The sequence below is a fragment of the Brevibacillus sp. RS1.1 genome, from assembly GCF_013284365.1.
In the GTDB taxonomy this organism is placed as follows: Bacteria; Bacillota; Bacilli; order Brevibacillales; family Brevibacillaceae; genus Brevibacillus; species Brevibacillus brevis_D.
In genome coordinates this window covers 274,443-292,656 of record NZ_JABSVA010000003.1, presented here as the reverse complement: position 1 = coordinate 292,656, position 18,214 = coordinate 274,443, and the positions used below count along the sequence as shown (strand labels likewise).

Here is an 18,214-nt window from a genome sequence, read left to right as displayed (position 1 = left end):
CGCTCCAAAACGAAAGGAACGTTACAATGAGAAGTTTTCGACACCGACTTTTGCATCCGCTTGTACTCGTAACGGCATTGACATTTGTATTGTCTGGATGTAATAGTACAGCTGCTCCACAAGAACCACAAACACCACCATCCACGGAGTCGCCAACTCCTCCAAAGAAAGAAGCAGAGAAGCCAAAGGAGGAGACCACGCCTCCACCTGCTGAAACACCAAAGCAAGAACAACCGGAGCAACCCCAGAAAGCGAAGCCAACGGAAACGAAGCCAGCAGAAAAACCGTCAGCTGGTCAGCCGCCTGAGCTGTCGTTTCCGGACATAGAGGTTGTGGGTGAGCCAGAGAGTGTTGCTGTACTGGTGAACAAACAACGCAAGCTTCCAGAGAACTATCAGCCAAATGATTTAGTGTTTCCAAATGTTCCTTACTTGCTCCCGGAAAAGAGCGAGAAACGCAAAATGCGCAAAGAAGCAGCGGGTGCGCTTGAGCAGTTATTTGCGGCAGCCCAGGCTGACGGTGTCCAGTTGGCTGGCGTATCTGCCTATCGCTCCCACGCCTACCAGAAAGCGTTGTTTAATCGCTATGTAAAAAAAGACGGCGTGGAGAAAGCACGGACTTACAGTGCCGTTCCTGGTACGAGTGAGCACGAGACGGGACTCGCGATTGACGTCTCTGGTAAGGATGGCAAATGTGCGGCAACGAGCTGCTTTGCCGGAACCAAGGAAGCGAAGTGGCTGGATGAAAATGTCGAGAAGTTCGGATTTATCATCCGCTACCCAGAGGGAAAAGACGCGATTACGGGCTATATTTATGAGCCGTGGCATTTGCGTTATGTAGGTGGCGAGATCGCGCAAGAAATCAGAGAAAAAGGGATTACGCTCGAAGAATATTCAGGTGCCGTACCTGTTTCCACACCATCGAATTAAAGAAGCAACGCCGATCTCGTACCGAAGAGAATCGGCGTTTTTGCTATGTAGTTATGCTATAATGTTCTCGGGTGAAGATAATGGTCGAAAAATCAATCAGAGAACGTATTATTGAAACATCCATGCGCTTGTTTGAAGCAAATGGCTACCACAAAGTGACTGTGGATCAAATTGTGAAAGAAAGCGGCACGTCAAAGGGAGGATTTTATCACAACTTCAAATCAAAAGATGAACTCCTCTACATCATTCATGATCAATTTATTACGTATGTGCTGGAAAAAGCGGAGGAAGCTTACGAGAAGTGGGATACCCCAACAGAACGTCTGCAAGCCATCGTAAAATCCTTCGTCATGATGATTGATCTATACCGCTCGCAGGTTACGATCTTTTATCAGGAAAGCTTGTTTTTAGCTCCAGAGTACTACACAGATATTGAAACGAAACGGGATCGCTATAAACAAATCATGTTCACCGTCATTTCGGACGGGATCGAATCAGGAGAGTTCCGCCCGGAGCTGCCAGTGCCGATTGTGTCCATGGCTATTTTTGGCATGGTGAACTGGATTTACAAATGGTATCAAAAGTCAGGGACGTACTCGATCGAGCAAATTGCGGATATTTATGCAGATATGGTTCTTCATTCTGTTTTGAAATCAGAATCAATGGAAAACCCTGCCTTTCAACGTTTTTTCCTGCAATCTCAAGAAAATCCCTTCCATCCATTGTAGGGGTGCTAACAAGGATCATGCGGCTACACTCGAGCTTTTCGATAGGAGACAGGGGCATAGTCGCTTGATGGTCCCTTATATAATCCTTCGATCAGACCAACTAGTTGGTCTGTACTAGTATTCTGACATTTGCTATAATATCAACAAGACCAACTGGTCGGTCTTGCGCAATCATCATAGCCGGTTCGTGAGGTTGTTCCAGTTAGATTCGGAATAGGGGAGGAATAGTCGTGCTTACCATTTACGAATTACGAGAACTTGTGAAGCTATTAGAGCAGACAGACATAGAATCTTTTGAGGTAAATGACGAAGATTCTTCTTTGCGTATCAAACGAAGAAATGGGAATCCAGTCACAGTTGTGCATCAGCCCCCCGTACAAACCAAAAGTGCGCCAATCGTGACGGCGGCACCGTCTGTCCTTTTGCCTAAAAAAGAAGCGATTGAGCGCCCGGTCATAACAAGCCCTGTGGAAACACCTCAGAAATCGCCAGAAGTGACAGAAAACTTGTACAAAATCACTTCACCTATGGTCGGAACCTTTTATGCTGCACCTGCCGTTGACGCAGCACCATACGTATCCGTAAATGATCGAGTAGAGACAACTACGATTGTCTGTATTGTCGAAGCCATGAAGCTGTTTAACGAGATTGAAGCAGAAGTAAAAGGAGAGATTGTCCAAGTCTTGGTGGAAAACGGTCAGTTGGTTGAGCATGGACAGCCGTTGTTCCTGGTGAAGCAAGCGTAATGGTGCAGCTTTTAAGGGGAGGACTAGAAGAGTGAGCAAACATACATGGTTCAAGGAATTCTCGGTTCCTACGTACGACCAATGGCGGGAAGCAGCAGAGAAATCGCTAAAGGGCGCATCTTTTGATGCCAAGCTACTGACTAAGTCGCATGAGGGAATTGTTCGCCAGCCCATCTATCGGTACGAAGATGTCAAAACATTGCCGCATCTGGAAGCGCTGCCAGGAGAGGCGCCTTTTCATAGAGGAAATCAGCAGCCTGGCGAGCATAAGGAACACAAATGGCAGGTCTGTCAGGAAATCAGCGCAACGAGTGCCAAAACATTTAATCAGGCAGCCCTAGACGATTTAGCGCGCGGACAAACGATGCTGCATCTGATAGTGGATCAAGCGACTTTGGCTGGACTTGATCCTGACGAAGCATTGCCAGATACGATTGGTCACAAAGGTGTATCTGTTTTTTGCCGGGAGGATATCGAGCAGGCATTTCAAGGGGTGAGGCTTTCAGAGGTCCCTCTTTACATGAACACAGGGGCGCTTGGCTTGCCCATTCTATCGATCCTTTTGGCACACGTTGAAGCGACAGGCCAAAAAGCCTCTGAGCTTCGCGGATGCATGGGGCAAGACCCTGTAGCGGTTTTGCTCACAGAGGGCAAGCTCCCTTGTTCCTTGCAGACAGCTTATAACACGATGGCAAGCGTAACGAAATGGGCAAAAGATCAAGCGCCCGCGCTGAAAACGATCTTGGTTCAAAGCAATCCTTATCAGGACGGCGGCGGAAACGCTGTATCCGAACTGGCTTTTTCACTGGCCACAGGGGTCGACTATTTGCAAGCGATGCTTGAGCGAGGACTATCCATAGAGGATATCGCAGCACGGATGCAGTTCTCGTATTCGATCGGCTCAGACGTTTTCATGGAAATCGCGAAGCTGCGTGCGGCAAGAATGCTCTGGTCAAACATCGTGGCGGCCTACGGCGGATCAACGGAAGCCCAAAAGATGACAATTCACGCCAGAACCTCTGCTTGGACAAAGACGATTTACGATCCGTATGTCAACATGCTGCGTTCCACGACAGAAGCGTTCTCAGCCGTTATTGGCGGAGCAGACAGTCTGCATGTATCCGCATTTGACGAAGCGATCCGCCCAGCCAATGAGTTTTCGAGAAGGATCGCCAGAAATACGCAAATCATTTTGCAAGAAGAAGCGCATCTGGCAAAAGTGATCGACCCTGCTGGAGGCTCGTGGTACGTAGAATGGCTCACAGACGCATTAGCGAAAAAGGCATGGGAGCTGTTCCAGCAGGTAGAAGCGCACGGTGGCATGCTGAGCGCATTAGAGGCGGGCTTCCCACAAGACTTGATCGCCCAGAGCGCGGATCAAAAAGCAGCGAGCATCGATACGCGTAAAAAGCGTTTGGTTGGAACCAACATGTATGCCAATACGGCTGAGCAGCCACTGAAGGCCGAGAGTCTTCTGAGCATGCACGAAGAACGAGCGGAGGAAGCACGATCCCATCGGCTGAAACAGAATGCGACTCTCGTCTCCGCAGCGCTTGATGAGTTGGGGGAACATAACGATGAGCTCGTGGCACATGCAGTAAAAGCAGTGCTTCATGGAGCGACTGTGGGCGATATCGCCAAAGCCATGAGACGTGAAGATTCCGTGGAGACAATCATTCAGCCACTTCGTATTCACCGGGCATCCGAACGCTTTGAAGCCTTGCGGATGCAGGCAGATGATTTCTTGAAAACAACAGGCAAAAGACCGACCGTGTTCTTGGCGACGATGGGTCCTGTGTCAAAGCATAAGGCCCGGGCAGACTTCGCAGCAGAGTTTTTTGCGGTTGGCGGCTTTGACGTTTTGCGCGAGCAAGCATTCTCTACCACTGTAGAGGCGGCTGAAGCTGCGGTAGCATCGGGTGCGATGGTCACGGTCATTTGCTCGGACGATGCGAGTTATCCGGAGCAGGTTCCACCATTGGCTCATGCAATCAAGCAACGTGTACCTCAGATGACGGTTCTGTTGGCTGGCTTGCCAGAGGCGGAGCAGCAGGCTGCTTATAAGGCGGCCGGTGTAGATGATTGCATCCACATGCGTTCCAATTGCTACGAGATGCTGCGAGAACTTCAGGAGCGGATAGGAGTGGGCTCATGATGAAGCGACCTGATTTTTCACAAATGGCTTATCAGTCCAAACGTGATGTGTCTGATTTGTTTCCCCAACTGGGTGCGAATCCACAAGGAATGGAGCAAATGTGGCAGACGCTAGAGCAGATCCCTGTAAAACCACTGTACACAATGGCAGATGTGGAGGGGATGGATCACCTCGGCTACATGCCTGGTTTGCCACCATATACGCGCGGCCCGTATCCGACGATGTACGTGACTCAGCCATGGACGGTTCGCCAATATGCCGGCTTTTCTACGGCGGAAGAGAGCAACGCTTTTTACCGACGGAATTTGGCTGCGGGACAAAAAGGGCTATCGATTGCCTTCGACCTCGCGACGCATCGCGGCTATGACTCCGATCATCCCCGGGTAGTTGGTGATGTCGGGAAAGCAGGCGTGGCTGTTGACTCCATTCTCGATATGAAAATCTTGTTCGACGGCATCCCCCTCGATAAAATGTCCGTCTCCATGACGATGAACGGAGCGGTTTTGCCGATTATGGCGTTCTATATCGTGGCAGCAGAAGAGCAAGGGGTATCGCAGGCGGAGCTTACCGGAACGATCCAAAATGACATTTTGAAGGAATACATGGTTCGGAATACTTACATTTATCCGCCAGAAGCGTCGATGAAGATCATTTCCGATATTTTTGCTTACACCTCCAAGCACATGCCCAAATTCAACAGTATTAGTATTTCAGGCTACCACCTGCAGGAAGCGGGTGCGACTGCGGATATTGAGTTGGCCTACACGCTGGCAGATGGCTTGGAATACGTTCGTACGGGTCTTGCAGCAGGTATTGACATCGATGCGTTTGCGCCACGGCTGTCATTTTTCTGGGCGATTGGCATGAACTACTTCATGGAAGTGGCGAAAATGCGTGCAGGTCGCTTGATTTGGGCCAATCTGATCAAACAGTTCCATCCGAAAAACGAAAAGTCGATGGCACTGCGGACACACTCACAAACGTCCGGGTGGAGTTTGACGGAGCAGGACCCGTATAACAACGTAGTGCGGACGTGCATCGAAGCCATGGCCGCTGCTCTGGGTCATACCCAATCTCTGCATACGAACGCACTGGATGAAGCAATTGCGTTACCGACCGATTTTTCGGCTCGAATCGCGCGGAATACGCAGTTGTTTTTGCAGGACGAAACCGAGATAACCAAGGTCGTCGATCCATGGGCAGGCTCCTATTACGTGGAGTCCTTGACGGCGCAGCTCGTGGAAAAGGCGTGGGCGCACATCGAGGAGATCGAAGCACTTGGCGGTATGGCAAAAGCGATTGAGACGGGATTGCCGAAAATGAAGATCGAGGAAGCGGCTGCACGCCGTCAGGCACATATTGATTCAGCGAAAGAAGCCATTATTGGCGTGAACAAATATCGTCTGGACAAAGAAGATCCGCTGGAAATTCTCGAAGTTGACAACACGGCGGTTCGGGAAGCGCAAATCAGACGTTTGCAGGAGCTGCGCAGTAATCGGGATGAGGCGAGAGTGCAAGCAACTCTACAGGCCATAACGGAATGCGCGAAAACGGGCGAAGGCAATCTGTTGGAGCTGGCCATTGAAGCGGCGCGAGCAAGAGCTTCATTGGGCGAAATATCAGATGCCTATGAAAAGGTCGTGGGTAGACACAAGGCGGTCATTCGTTCCATTAGCGGCGTCTACAGTTCCGAATACGCAGATGCTGATGAGGTAGCGGCCGTGCGCAAGATGGCAGATGAATTCGAGCAGTGGGAAGGCAGACGTCCCCGTATTATGATCGCGAAAATGGGTCAAGACGGACATGACAGGGGCGCGAAGGTGATTGCCACCGCTTTTGCCGATTTGGGCTTTGACGTCGATATCGGTCCGTTGTTCCAGACACCTGAGGAAACAGCGAAGCAGGCGATAGAAAATGACGTACACGTGATCGGCTTCAGCTCGCTTGCGGCAGGTCATAAAACATTGCTGCCACAACTGGTGGAAGAGCTCAAAAAGCTGGGACGCGAAGATATTGTCGTCGTCATAGGTGGTGTGATTCCGGCGCAGGATTACGCCTTTTTGCGAGAGCATGGTGCCGCAGCTATCTTTGGGCCAGGAACAGTCATTCCTGTAGCAGCCCAGCACGTTCTGCAAGAGATCGTGTATCGCCTGGAGGCTGCTGGACAATGACCGGGGGCAGGGCAGACAAGAATTTCTTGAACGTTTCCTCCAAAGCACGTCTCCCAAGGTTATCAGTGGATCAATACGTCACAGGCGTACGAGAGAATAACCGAACGGTTTTGGCGCAGGCAATCACGTTGGTCGAGAGCAATGCTCCCGCTCATATGGATATGGCCCAAGAGGTGATCAAGCAACTGCTTCCTCATACAGGTCAATCCATACGCATAGGGGTATCCGGTGTGCCAGGTGCGGGCAAGAGCACGTTCATTGAAGCATTCGGCAGTATGCTTTGTGAAAAAGGTCATCGTGTCGCTGTTTTGGCCGTTGATCCGAGCAGTACGGTTACTCGTGGGAGCATTCTCGGCGACAAGACGCGGATGGAGCTCTTGTCACGCAATTCACAGGCGTTCATCCGACCTTCTGCCACGGGCGGCACCCTAGGCGGAGTCAATCGGAAAACGCGGGAAACGATGCTAATCTGTGAAGCAGCAGGCTATGATGTGATTTTGGTCGAGACCGTCGGGGTCGGACAGAGCGAGACGACAGTCAGATCTATGGTCGATTTCTTTCTACTCCTGATGCTGACAGGGGCGGGCGATGAACTGCAAGGAATCAAAAAAGGCATTATGGAAATTGCAGATGCGCTTCTGATCAATAAAGCCGATGGGGAAAACCGGACGCGTGCCTTGATCGCCAAAGGGGAATACAATCGTGTTCTGCATTACTTGCAGCCGGCAACCACTGGCTGGGAAACGAAAGCATACATGTGTTCTTCGCTGACAGGGGAAGGCATTGAGGATATTTGGGAGGTCATCGGTCAATTTCGTGAAAGTACCATCCAATCAGGCGGGTTTGAGGCAAGACGCAAAGCGCAGTTACTCGATTGGATGCACAGTATGGCTCAGGACTACCTGCGCGCGACCTTTTTCGGCAACCAGCAAGTAGCCGAGCTGCTTCCCTCGATTGAAGGAGCCGTTGCGAGTGGCGAGATTTCACCGACGAGCGCCGTACAGCAATTAGTGGCGATCTATGAGAATGCGATCATGAAAAAGGAATAGAGAGATGGTGGCCCTTATGAGCAGCAATATGTACGAAAAAATTGATGAATTGATGGAACGCAAATATAAAATCCAGCTTGGTGGCGGAGATGCTCGTATCGATGCCCAGCATAACCGCGGTAAGTTGACTGCACGCGAGCGAATCGAGCTCCTGCTTGACCCAGACACCTTTATGGAGCTGAACCCGTTTGTTGAGCACCGTGCTACGCATTTTGGTCTCGACCAGATGGAGGCACCAGGCGAAGGCGTCGTAACGGGCTACGGAAAAATCAACGGTCGGCCTGTCTATTTGTTCGCGCAGGATTTCACGGTGTTTGGCGGTGCACTGGGTGAGATGCACGCGATGAAAATCGCCAAGGTGATGGATTTGGCAGCGAAAAACGGCGCACCCTTTATCGGTCTGAACGATTCTGGCGGCGCACGCATTCAAGAAGGGGTAAGCTCACTGGATGGCTATGGCACGATTTTTTACCGCAATGCCATTTACTCCGGTGTGATTCCGCAAATCTCTGTCATCCTCGGTCCGTGTGCGGGAGGAGCCGTTTACTCTCCGGCGATTACGGATTTCGTGTTCATGGTAGAGAAGACGAGCCAAATGTTTATCACAGGTCCAAAAGTGATCGAGACCGTTACAGGTGAAAAAATATCCGCGGAGGACCTAGGCGGAGCCAAAGTCCATTCGACGGTGAGCGGCAATGCCCATTTTACAGGAGAAACCGAACAGGAAGTATTGGAAGGGGTACGCAGGCTGCTCAGCTTCCTGCCACAAAACAATCGTGATCGCGCACCTGTGATAAAAGCAGAGGAAAATAATGGTTGGCAAGAGGAGCTCTTGGAGCTGGTACCTGCTGAAAGCACGAAAGTATACGATGTACGCAAGGTCATCGAAAAAATCGTGGATCACGGTGATTTCATGGAAGTACAGCCGAACTTTGCTCGCAATATCGTGATCGGTCTGGCGCGTATCGATGGACACAGTGTCGGCATTATCGCCAACCAGCCGAAGGTCATGGCAGGTGGACTGGACATTCATTCATCGGATAAGCTGGCGCGTTTCATCCGTTTTTGTGACTGCTTCAACATTCCGCTCTTGACCTTTGAAGATGTCTCTGGCTTTTTCCCGGGAATCAATCAGGAGCATGGAGGGATTATCCGTCACGGGGCGAAAATCTTGTATGCATACTCAGAAGCAACGGTTCCCAAAATCACCGTGATTCTGCGCAAAGCTTACGGCGGCGCTTATGTGGCGCTCAATTCCAAATCCATTGGAGCAGATGTCGTGTATGCATGGCCGAATGCAGAGATTGCCGTCATGGGTCCCGAGGGGGCAGCCAACGTCATTTTTGCAAAGGAAATCGAACAAAGTGAGGACCCGGCTGCGACTCGCGCAGAGAAAATTGCCCTCTACAGAGAGAAGTTCGCCAATCCATATGTTGCGGCAAGTCTCGGCATGGTGGATGATGTCATCGACCCGCGCGAGACCCGGCAAAAGGTCGCGCAAGCCTTGGAAATGCTCAGAAACAAGCAGGAAGATCGTCCGTACAAAAAGCACGGAAACATCCCACTTTAGAAAGGAGCTCTGATCGTGCTATGAAGCTGCATGAACTGCGTGAATTCATCAAGCTGGTGAATCAGTCTTCCATTGAGGAGCTGGAATGGGAGAAGGGTAAGACACGAATCGTGATCAAGAAAAGTGCACCAATCGAAGGCATGGCTGTCCATGCGCCTGTACAGGTGGGCGAAGTGGAGCATGGCTATCAGGAGGCTGCCGCTACTGCTGAGTCAGTTAATGTCGTTGCTGAGGCTGAGGCACCTAAGGAAGTGACACAGCAAGTCATGTCTTTGGGAGTAGGACTGTTCTATGCGGAAGTGACAGTAGGGCAGACTGTTCAAGCTGGTGAGAAGGTTGGACGCTGCACGGCTGATGCTCTTCAGCTATCTGCCGATATTACGACGCCTGTTAGCGGCATCATCACGGAAATTCTCGTCGCGGATGGTCAGTTTGTCGATTACGGAAAAGCTTTGCTCGTTGTCAAAACTCAGTAGGAAGGAGTGCGCACATGTTTACGAAAGTATTGATTGCCAATCGTGGAGAAATCGCTGTCCGCGTTATCCGCGCTTGTCAGGAACTAGGGATAAGTACAGTTGCTGTCTTTTCTGAGGCGGATCGGGAAGCATTGCACGTAGAATTGGCGGATGAAGCGTATTGTATCGGACCTACGGCGTCCAAGGACAGTTATTTGAACATGGCACGGATTATGACGGTCGCACTTTACACAAAGGCAGACGCTATCCATCCGGGCTATGGCTTCTTGGCGGAAAACGCTTCGTTTGCCCAGCTTTGCCAGGATTGCTCGATAACCTTTATCGGTCCCGATCCCGAAGCGATCACCAAAATGGGGGACAAATCCGTAGCAAAAGCAACGATGAGTCAAGCGAATGTCCCATTAGTTCCGGGCACAGACGGTTTGATTGATGACATCGATGAGGCATTGCAGGTGGCGGAGAAAATCGGCTATCCTGTCATTGTAAAAGCAACGGCTGGCGGCGGCGGCAGAGGAATGCGTGTCGCTTTTGACGCCGATGAGTTGTCCAAGGCGATTCGTCAGGCCCAGAAAGAAGCAGAGACGGCATTCGGCAACGCTGGTGTGTACTTGGAAAAATATGTAGAAGAGCCGCGGCATGTAGAGATTCAAATCATGGGGGATAAGCATGGCAACGCTGTGTACTTGGGAGAGCGGGATTGCTCCATTCAGCGTCGTCATCAAAAGCTGGTAGAAGAAGCGCCATCTCCGGCGCTGGACCAAACGCTGCGCGAGCAAATGGGGCAAGCTGCGGTGGCGGCAGCCAAGGCGGTTTCGTACCACGGAGCGGGTACTGTTGAATTTTTGCTAGACAAGCACGGCCAATTTTACTTCATGGAAATGAATACGCGGATTCAGGTAGAACATCCCGTAACAGAGATGATTACAGGGATTGACTTGATCAAAGAACAAATTTCTGTGGCAGTAGGCAATCCGTTATCCTTCTCCCAAGAAGATGTGAAAATCAACGGATGGGCAATCGAGTGCCGAATCAACGCGGAGAATCCTGCGAAAAACTTTATGCCATCACCAGGGAAGGTCGTCAACTACTTGCCGCCAGGCGGTTACGGTGTGCGCGTGGACAGTGCGGTTTATCCTGGCTACGAAATCTCTCCCTTCTATGATTCGATGGTCGCCAAGCTGATCGTTTGGGGAACAGATCGCAACGAAGCATTGGCTCGTATGAAGCGGGCGCTAGGTGAGTTTGTCATCGAAGGAGTACATACGACGGTTCCCTTCCATGAGAAGCTACTGGAGCACCCTGACTTTGTCGCAGGGAATTTCGCTACGAATTTTCTGGAAAAAAATACGCTGGATTTGTAACGAGCATGAAAGAACTGTGACAGAAATCCCTCTCTGTTACAGTTCTTTTTTCATTTATAGCAGTATTCATTTATACTACTAAAAAGAAAGGAGGTAACACCTTGATTGATGAGCTTCGAAAAATCGGATTGTCAGATCTGGAAGCCAGATGTTATTTGGTGCTTCACGAGGAACCGAAAATATCTGGATATGAAGTGGCCAAGAAAGTTTCCGTCTCTCGGACGAATGTATACGCAGCCCTTCGAGCATTGACGGAAAAGGGCATGTGCCGCATGATCGAATCGGAGCCTGTTCTTTATGATGCAGTACCGATCGAGCAGCTGATTCGCTTGTTACAATCGGAATTTGATCAAACAACCCGTGTCCTGCAAGAACAGTTGAAACCCACTCCCAGAACGTCTCCTTCCTTTTATAATTGGCAAGGTGACAAAGCGATTGAAACAGCAATAAAACGAATCGTCTCAAATGCAAACAAAAGCATTGTTGTCGATATTTGGTCCGAAGATGTTCATTGGGTAGAGGAACCATTGGTAGAAGCAGAAAAACAAGGGGTTGCTGTCACGCTAATATCCATTGGTGAATGCCATGCAAAGCTAAAAAATGTTGTCGTACATAAAAGGAGTGCGGAATGGCATCAAGTGCAATCCAGAAAGTTCTCTATTCTATGCGATGCACATTCGGCATTGCTGGGCAGCTTTGGGCGTGGGATCAAACCCACTATACTGGAGACGGACCACCCATCTCTCATTGAGTTGCTGCAAAACGCCTTCTACCATGACATCATCATGGGTCAGATCGAGAAGGATTTCAGCCAAGTGCTGGAAGAGAAATATGGGAGTGACTATGTACGCATTATCACCCCTTACTGGGAATACTTATAACGGGTAACGTTTATTCTCATCCTATGTTTGCAAAAAAGAAGTCAGTGGCTTCCAGTTCGAAGACGACTCTCGTTATCAGACAGCCAATCCTTAGAGGGTTGGCTGTTTGCTATGGAGGAGGCCTCTATTCTATTCTTTCAACTCGTCAAGAAAGCTTCTTACAGTCTGATAATATCCATCAGGGTCAGTAGAATGGATATCATGCCCGCACGCTGCAAAACTGGCAAGCTTTGTGTTTGGCCTTTGGCTTACCATGCGCTCGGCCTGATTTTCATCCAGTACAAAGCTTTTTTTGCCGTGGATCAGCAAGATCGGGCAAGAAGACGCTAGCCAATCGTTCCACCATTCCCCGTTAATGTGTCGCTGCGAGATAGGCATGCCCTTTAAATCAGAACGGAATCCCCAGCCTTGTTCATCCTCAAACACGCTTTCCGAAAAATAATCGACCGCTCGAACGCCGACTTCCTCGAGCGATTTCCTTAGATCGTGTAAAGAAGGGGAGCGGTGTGGGAGTTTTTCTGCAAAGGATAAGTCGGCCTTAATTTCAACCCCGATATCTTCTACGATGACCGCGTTCACAAGCTCAGGATAACGAGCAGCAAATTGATAAGCGTTGACGCCTCCTAAAGAATGCCCAACGATCGTAACAGGAGCTCCATCCAAAACGGTCTGAACAAAGGCGAGAATGTCGTTGACGTAGCCTTCACGGGAATAATCCTTATCTGGGGCATACTCACTCCAACCGTGACCTCGTTGATCCAATCCAATCACGCGCCAATCTGTGAATCTGGAAGCAAACTTTGAAAATGTTCGTGCATCATTCATATGACCATGCAGCAGGAGCAAAACTCCTTGACTGTCCACTTCAAAATCGAGGTAAGATAGTTTTATGTTACCTGATTGGAAAAATTTTCTCGTTACCGTTCCTTTTTGTTCTGGCTGAAGCATACAGTAATTCCTCCTAATGGATAAACAGCATCATGTCCAACTCGACTTCTCCTTCACGTTAACAGTTAATCGTGACAGGAATTGTCATAATAAAAATTTGAGAGTTATGCCATGCCAAAATCAAAAAGACTGCTGGAAATGATGATAACTGTCAACTGGAAGCGCAAGTTTAAGTACTGATAAACATTTACTCGCAATGAGGAGGTTGCTATGGCATTACCCAAAAAAGGCACGAGGGGTATAACAGTAGGAGAACAGCGATATCGTTGGGTCATCAGCCCAGCAGCGAAGGGTCTGCTCGCGTTGACCATCCAGCACAATGAAGGGATAGGTCAGTTGATTCGCGTGTATGTAAAATCAGATGTGAATGACTTTTGGGCGGAGTACCCACTTGTGCAGCATTTGGAAATGAGAGTAATAAAGCCAGCTGACGTCGCAGTTATCATTGAAGAGGCGATTAAGCTGGGGTGGCAGCCTGACAAAAAAGGGACGCCTTTGAGCTTTGACTTCATTGGAAGCACGCTCGTCAAAAAAGGGGATACATAGTAATACCGGAACGGGAATTGTCTAGAAAAGCAGAGGAGAAGAAGTCGGATGGAATGGGCAAACGTCAGTAAGACAAAGGATCTAGAGCTCGTGCAAGTAGCAGTGGATCGATTAGATATCAACGAACGGGATCAACGCGGGCGAACACCGCTGATGCTTTTTATCACAAACCGAATGCCGCCAGAAGCAATTCAGATGCTTTTGGATAAAGGCGCAGAGCTGGAGGCGGAAGACAAGCTGGGCGATACCGCGTTGAAAAAAGCCGTCAAATTCAAGCAAGTCGAAGCCGTAACACGATTGCTGCAGCAGGGAGCCGAGCTTGACTCTCAGCATGGCATTTTGGCCTCTGCTTGGAATGCGGCCAGGAACGACAGAACGATTGCAGACCTGCTGCTCGAAACGAAAGGAGCGGTACGTCTAACACTGTCTTCTGAGGAAGAGGAAACGGTGGACGATATTTTATATGACGAATCTGAGCAGAAGCGGTGCAAAAAAATAAAACGGCTTGATTCATCTGTTCTCCTTCATGCTGTAGTGAATGGCTACAACTGGGATGACGGACCAGAGGCGATGATTGTGGCTTTTGAGAATCCTGCCTGTGCAACGATCACTCTTTTTGATATGTATGAACGGATGGATGCCGACTATTGGCTGGAAATGGATGAGGAGGAAATCGCGGAATCGGAGGAACGAAAGCGCTGGAGAATGCTCGCTATGCAATTAAAAGAGAAACTTGCAGATGAATGGGATAGGGGTTGATCATCATGTGTCGATATGGGATGTATGGTCCATACAAACAAATATACGCGTGTTTCACGTGCCGAAAAGTGTTCAAGCAAACCTCCAAGTATGAATTGACGGAAGAAGAATGGAACAAGATCAAGCATAGCTGTCCGCAATGTGGTGAGGGAATGAAAGAGATGGGGCATGATTTCAAGGCTCCCAAGCAAACGGATGTAAAGCAGTGGAAAAAGGTTGAAATTCTCTATCAGCATGGGTTTGCCTATCATTCCTGCGGCTGCGATGGTCCTGGCTACCGACCAGCCGAATTACATGAAGTGAACGAGTTTCTCGAAAAGAATAAGCGGTTCAAATCAGAGGGAGAGAAATTGCTGGATAGACTCACGATAAGAATGTAAAAACGAAGCAGGGGGCGGAGGATCGTGGCAACCTTCTTTTTGATCATGATTTACTTGTCGTTTATCAGCTTGGGTCTTCCCGATTCGGTGCTGGGGGCAGCTTGGCCGGTCATGCAAGCAGAATATGGGGCGGCATTTGGTATGGCTGGTGTGATCAACATTGTGATTGCGTCTGGAACGATCGTATCTAGCTTGATGAGCGGTGCATTACTGAAACGACTGGGGACAGGACAGATCACACTGATTAGCTGTTTGATCACAGCGGCAGCCTTGCTTGGATTTTCTTTTGCCCCATCAATGATATGGTTGATGGTATTGGCATTGCCACTGGGACTAGGAGCTGGCTGTGTAGATACCGCATTGAATCATTATGTCGCCACGCATTATCAAGCCCAACATATGAGCTGGCTGCATTGCTTCTGGGGTGTGGGTGCTACGCTTGGCCCCATTATTATGTCTAGCTTTATACGCGATCATGATTTATGGCGGAATGGCTACTTGACTATTTCTCTTATTCAATTTGCTTTAGTCGTACTTCTAGCGTTTACACTTCCTTTGTGGAAACGGATGGAAAACATACAAAGCCATGCTGTCAAAGAATCACAAGTTCAGCAGTCTCGTGGGCAGAGCGAACAACCGTTACGGACAAAAGGCGTTAAGCTGACTTTGCTCACATTTCTCTTCTATTGCGGGGCTGAAGCATCGGTAGGATTATGGGGGAGCAGCTTTTTGGTAAATGAAAAAGAGCTACCTTCGTCTGTCGCGGCGATGTGGGTAGCCATGTATTACGGTGGCATTACCGTTGGTAGATTTATTACGGGCTTTGTTACTTTTAAAGTGAGCAACCGCGTCCTGATTCGCAGTGGACTTCTCGTAGCATTCACCGGGGCAGCGCTGTTGATGTTTCCATTACCGACCTTCTGCTCGCTAATCGGTTTTCTGTTGCTCGGGTTAGGTTTCGCCCCGATTTATCCCTGTATGCTGCATGATACCCCAGAACGCTTTGGGAAAGAGCAAACGAAAAAGCTGATGGGCTATCAGATGGCGGTTGCGTACACGGGTGCCACATTTTTGCCTCCGTTGCTCGGGTGGCTTGCTACACAGACGACCATTTCTATTTTACCGTTTTTTACAGCATTCTACATTGCGTTCATGCTATATGGTTCTGAGAGAGTCAATCGAATCACAAAGCAACAGGCTGCCCGATCAGAAATGATCTAGCATTTTGGCAATCCGCTATTTAGACGACAGCATGTTTTGCAAAGCTTTTCCGTATAAAGACAGGGGCATCTGGTCGCCGGTGATGTAATAAAAGGTCGACATGCCATTCTCTAAAGCAAGAATCGTCCATGCCATTTCATCCGCGGATAGAGTAGAGTCACTTTCTTTTGGTATCAAGGTCTGTATGGCCGTGGAAAGATGCTGTACCGACTCGATGATCATGTTCGACCATCGCTCTCGAACAGACTCTTCACGCATGGCATACAGCAAAAATTCCAGGTTCAGCATGTTCCACGTGCGATTTTGTTGCTGAACGGACATAAAATAGGCGTTCATGGCTTCTATAAAATGCGATAATGATGGCTGGTGATCAATTACGTGAAGGATATTCGACACATGTAATTGCATCTGACCTTCCAAAATAGCGAGAAAGAGATCTTCTTTGGACTGAAAATGAGCATAAACAGCTCCTTTGGTAAATCCAGCATGGTCTGCGATTTTATCAACGGAAGCCCCGTGGAAGCCTAACCGAGCAAAGGTCTCAATGGCTGCGTCAATGAGCAATTGCCGTGTTTCCTGTTTACGCTCTGCTTGGGTTAATCTGCGTCTGTTCATTCGTCCACACTCCTTCTCTTGACAAGCATACCATATAGAATTAACATTCCATATAGTATTTAAATCCTTGCTGGTATGTAAGATACAAATGGCAGTTTTGTAGGATTTAACCGTCTACTATGTCATGCTATTTTGGAGTACGATAGATATATAGATCATCTAGTAAGAGGGGACAGTGTACGAATGCAGAGGGAAGAAAGCGTTGCAACGCGGAATCGGCCTATGTCCAATATCTTGGCGCAAACGGTTAAGACGGGAATTATCAAATCGAATCTGATTCCAATGTTTGCCGGATTAACATTGGCACTATATACGTATCACTTCAGTCTAATGGATAAGCTGCCAGAAATCTTATTTGCTACAATCGGCTCTATTTTAATCATGGCAGCTGCGGGTGCTTTTAATAACGTGTATGATCGCGATATCGATTCTGTCATGGAGCGGACGAAAAACAGACCTACGGTGACAGGGGATATATCGACAAAGACGGTTTTATGGCTTGCCTCTCTGATGACGATTTTTGGCTTGGCGGCTCTCGTCTTGGCATCACCATTGGCTGCTATTATGGGTTTTCTCGGACTGTTTTTTTATGTCGTGCCTTATACGATGTGGACGAAAAGAAGAACGATTTACAATACGGAGGTAGGGAGTATTTCTGGGGCAATGCCGCCGCTCATCGGTTGGGCCGCCATTCACCCAGATGTAACGCATCCTGCTATCCTTGGTCTCTTTATCATCATGGTCATTTGGCAAATGCCTCACTTCTATGCGATCGCGATTCGCAAGCATGATGAGTACAAGGCGGCTGGGGTTCCGATGTTGCCTGTGGTCAAAGGTGCAAGACGTACCTACATTCAAACAAATGTGTATTTAGTCATTTTAATTGCAAGCAGCTTTCTATTTTGGTCATTAAGCGCTGGTCTTACGTTTATGGCTCTGCTCCTGAATGTTTTATGGCTGGTTCTGAGTGTCTTTGGATACCGGAAAATGGATTCACAGAAATGGTCGAAAACGATGTTTATTTATTCGCTGATTCATATGACGGTGCTGTTCTCGACGGTGATTATTTACTCGCTGATGGGGATTATTTTCAAACTGTAAATCCATGATCATCCAAGCTGCCTTCACTTTGAGGGCGGCTTCTTTTTTTGTCAGAAAACCTTGACGCATAGCGGTTTCTTCTCATGTTCAGCCAAAAATGGGCGCATGATCTTTGCACGAATACCCAACGTCGCTTCATAAATCTAGAGTAGTTCCATGAAGTGGCGGAGGTGAAAACGAATGGATGAGTTCAAAAAAGAGCTAAAAAAATTGAAGGCTTCTGAAATAAAAGGAGATCGAATGCAGCGTTGGGACAAAGAAAAAATGAATGACGCGACGCTAGTTCGAGGTAGGTGTGGCGGATGTGGCAGATGTGGTGGTTGCAGTAGATGTAGTTGTGGTCGTTGCGGTCGTTGCTCTTGCTCCTGTAGCTGTTCCTGCTCCTGCTCTTGCTCTTGCTCCTGCACTTGCAGTTGCAGTTGCACTTGCTTCTTCCCATGCTTTATCGTGATTGACGATTTCTAATCCATACGTAAATGAAGCTCCTGCCCCAAATGGTGACTTGGCAGGGGCTTTGTTTTTCCAACTGGAATGTGAGACAAAGAGTGATACATAAAATAGTTGTGACATGTCTTGTC

18 protein-coding genes are annotated in these 18,214 nt (G+C 48.7%); 16 read left to right on the top strand and 2 right to left on the bottom strand.

The window, feature by feature from the left end:
* Nucleotides 1–26: 26 nt before the first annotated feature.
* The 10 genes from HP570_RS11710 to HP570_RS11665 all read left to right on the top strand — a co-directional run bounded on the left by HP570_RS11710 (nt 27) and on the right by HP570_RS11665 (nt 12,066).
* Nucleotides 27–929 carry a M15 family metallopeptidase gene (locus HP570_RS11710; protein WP_173625879.1) on the top strand — a complete coding sequence of 301 codons (903 nt, stop codon included), beginning with the start codon at nt 27–29 and terminating at the stop codon, nt 927–929.
* Nucleotides 930–1,009: 80 nt separating this feature from the next.
* On the top strand, nt 1,010–1,657 hold the full coding sequence (locus tag HP570_RS11705; protein ID WP_041749409.1) for a TetR/AcrR family transcriptional regulator: 648 nt from the start codon (nt 1,010–1,012) through the stop codon (nt 1,655–1,657).
* Nucleotides 1,658–1,887: 230 nt separating this feature from the next.
* Nucleotides 1,888–2,403 carry an acetyl-CoA carboxylase biotin carboxyl carrier protein gene (accB, locus tag HP570_RS11700; protein ID WP_173625878.1) on the top strand — a complete coding sequence of 172 codons (516 nt, stop codon included), beginning with the start codon at nt 1,888–1,890 and terminating at the stop codon, nt 2,401–2,403.
* A gap of 31 nt (nt 2,404–2,434) precedes the next feature.
* Nucleotides 2,435–4,558 (top strand): methylmalonyl-CoA mutase family protein, encoded by a 2,124-nt coding sequence (locus HP570_RS11695; RefSeq protein WP_173625877.1) that lies wholly within the window; start codon nt 2,435–2,437, stop codon nt 4,556–4,558.
* Nucleotides 4,558–6,729: a methylmalonyl-CoA mutase gene (gene scpA / locus HP570_RS11690; RefSeq protein ID WP_064199730.1), complete on the top strand. Its 2,172-nt coding sequence runs from the start codon at nt 4,558–4,560 to the stop codon at nt 6,727–6,729. Before HP570_RS11695 ends, scpA begins: the two co-directional genes overlap by 1 nt.
* A complete protein-coding gene (gene meaB / locus HP570_RS11685; RefSeq protein WP_015890986.1) occupies nt 6,726–7,778 on the top strand; it encodes a methylmalonyl Co-A mutase-associated GTPase MeaB in 1,053 nt (350 codons plus the stop codon). Before scpA ends, meaB begins: the two co-directional genes overlap by 4 nt.
* A 4-nt stretch (nt 7,779–7,782) precedes the next feature.
* The gene (locus HP570_RS11680; RefSeq protein ID WP_173625876.1) at nt 7,783–9,348 is read left to right on the top strand and encodes an acyl-CoA carboxylase subunit beta; all 1,566 of its coding nucleotides are present in this window, start codon (nt 7,783–7,785) and stop codon (nt 9,346–9,348) included.
* Nucleotides 9,349–9,368: 20 nt separating this feature from the next.
* A complete protein-coding gene (locus HP570_RS11675) occupies nt 9,369–9,824 on the top strand; it encodes an acetyl-CoA carboxylase biotin carboxyl carrier protein (RefSeq protein ID WP_173625875.1) in 456 nt (151 codons plus the stop codon).
* Nucleotides 9,825–9,838: 14 nt separating this feature from the next.
* On the top strand, nt 9,839–11,185 hold the full coding sequence (gene accC / locus HP570_RS11670; RefSeq protein ID WP_173625874.1) for an acetyl-CoA carboxylase biotin carboxylase subunit: 1,347 nt from the start codon (nt 9,839–9,841) through the stop codon (nt 11,183–11,185).
* 101 nt (nt 11,186–11,286) lie between these two features.
* On the top strand, nt 11,287–12,066 hold the full coding sequence (locus tag HP570_RS11665) for a TrmB family transcriptional regulator (RefSeq protein ID WP_173625873.1): 780 nt from the start codon (nt 11,287–11,289) through the stop codon (nt 12,064–12,066).
* Between the two features lie 129 nt (nt 12,067–12,195).
* Here HP570_RS11665 and HP570_RS11660 read toward each other — a convergent pair whose 3' ends face one another.
* Nucleotides 12,196–13,014 carry an alpha/beta fold hydrolase gene (locus tag HP570_RS11660; RefSeq protein WP_173625872.1) on the bottom strand — a complete coding sequence of 273 codons (819 nt, stop codon included), beginning with the start codon at nt 13,012–13,014 and terminating at the stop codon, nt 12,196–12,198.
* A 210-nt stretch (nt 13,015–13,224) separates the two neighbouring features.
* Between HP570_RS11660 and HP570_RS11655 the strand changes: the two genes are divergently transcribed.
* Genes HP570_RS11655 through HP570_RS11640 form a run of 4 tightly spaced genes read left to right on the top strand, consistent with a single transcriptional unit; the run spans nt 13,225 to nt 15,920 of the window.
* On the top strand, nt 13,225–13,560 hold the full coding sequence (locus tag HP570_RS11655; RefSeq protein WP_173625871.1) for a hypothetical protein: 336 nt from the start codon (nt 13,225–13,227) through the stop codon (nt 13,558–13,560).
* A gap of 48 nt (nt 13,561–13,608) precedes the next feature.
* On the top strand, nt 13,609–14,319 hold the full coding sequence (locus HP570_RS11650) for a DUF4274 domain-containing protein (protein WP_173625870.1): 711 nt from the start codon (nt 13,609–13,611) through the stop codon (nt 14,317–14,319).
* Nucleotides 14,320–14,324: 5 nt separating this feature from the next.
* The gene (locus HP570_RS11645) at nt 14,325–14,699 is read left to right on the top strand and encodes a hypothetical protein (RefSeq protein ID WP_015890994.1); all 375 of its coding nucleotides are present in this window, start codon (nt 14,325–14,327) and stop codon (nt 14,697–14,699) included.
* Nucleotides 14,700–14,723: 24 nt separating this feature from the next.
* Complete coding sequence (locus tag HP570_RS11640; RefSeq protein WP_173625869.1) at nt 14,724–15,920, top strand: MFS transporter; 1,197 nt, start codon at nt 14,724–14,726, stop codon at nt 15,918–15,920.
* 15 nt (nt 15,921–15,935) lie between these two features.
* Here the strand turns inward: HP570_RS11640 and HP570_RS11635 are convergent, their stop codons facing one another.
* A complete protein-coding gene (locus HP570_RS11635; protein ID WP_173625868.1) occupies nt 15,936–16,535 on the bottom strand; it encodes a TetR/AcrR family transcriptional regulator in 600 nt (199 codons plus the stop codon).
* A 183-nt stretch (nt 16,536–16,718) separates the two neighbouring features.
* Here HP570_RS11635 and cyoE point away from each other — a divergent pair, with 183 nt between their 5' ends.
* Entirely contained in the window at nt 16,719–17,636 is a 918-nt protein-coding gene (cyoE, locus tag HP570_RS11630; RefSeq protein WP_015890997.1) for a heme o synthase, read from the top strand.
* A 180-nt stretch (nt 17,637–17,816) separates the two neighbouring features.
* On the top strand, nt 17,817–18,101 hold the full coding sequence (locus tag HP570_RS30045; protein ID WP_173625867.1) for a heterocycloanthracin/sonorensin family bacteriocin: 285 nt from the start codon (nt 17,817–17,819) through the stop codon (nt 18,099–18,101).
* The last annotated feature ends 113 nt before the right edge of the window (nt 18,102–18,214 follow it).

Bases quoted from the DNA above. Each gene is read 5' to 3' on its own strand.
- HP570_RS11710 (WP_173625879.1), top strand. From the start codon at position 27: ATGAGAAGTTTTCGACACCGACTTTTGCATCCGCTTGTACTCGTAACG.
- HP570_RS11705 (WP_041749409.1), top strand. From the start codon at position 1,010: ATGGTCGAAAAATCAATCAGAGAACGTATTATTGAAACATCCATGCGC.
- scpA (WP_064199730.1), top strand. From the start codon at position 4,558: ATGAAGCGACCTGATTTTTCACAAATGGCTTATCAGTCCAAACGTGAT.
- meaB (WP_015890986.1), top strand. From the start codon at position 6,726: ATGACCGGGGGCAGGGCAGACAAGAATTTCTTGAACGTTTCCTCCAAA.
- HP570_RS11680 (WP_173625876.1), top strand. From the start codon at position 7,783: ATGGTGGCCCTTATGAGCAGCAATATGTACGAAAAAATTGATGAATTG.
- HP570_RS11675 (WP_173625875.1), top strand. From the start codon at position 9,369: ATGAAGCTGCATGAACTGCGTGAATTCATCAAGCTGGTGAATCAGTCT.
- accC (WP_173625874.1), top strand. From the start codon at position 9,839: ATGTTTACGAAAGTATTGATTGCCAATCGTGGAGAAATCGCTGTCCGC.
- HP570_RS11660 (WP_173625872.1), bottom strand. From the start codon at position 13,014: ATGCTTCAGCCAGAACAAAAAGGAACGGTAACGAGAAAATTTTTCCAA.
- HP570_RS11655 (WP_173625871.1), top strand. From the start codon at position 13,225: ATGGCATTACCCAAAAAAGGCACGAGGGGTATAACAGTAGGAGAACAG.
- HP570_RS11650 (WP_173625870.1), top strand. From the start codon at position 13,609: ATGGAATGGGCAAACGTCAGTAAGACAAAGGATCTAGAGCTCGTGCAA.
- HP570_RS11645 (WP_015890994.1), top strand. From the start codon at position 14,325: ATGTGTCGATATGGGATGTATGGTCCATACAAACAAATATACGCGTGT.
- HP570_RS11635 (WP_173625868.1), bottom strand. From the start codon at position 16,535: ATGAACAGACGCAGATTAACCCAAGCAGAGCGTAAACAGGAAACACGG.
- cyoE (WP_015890997.1), top strand. From the start codon at position 16,719: ATGCAGAGGGAAGAAAGCGTTGCAACGCGGAATCGGCCTATGTCCAAT.
- HP570_RS30045 (WP_173625867.1), top strand. From the start codon at position 17,817: ATGGATGAGTTCAAAAAAGAGCTAAAAAAATTGAAGGCTTCTGAAATA.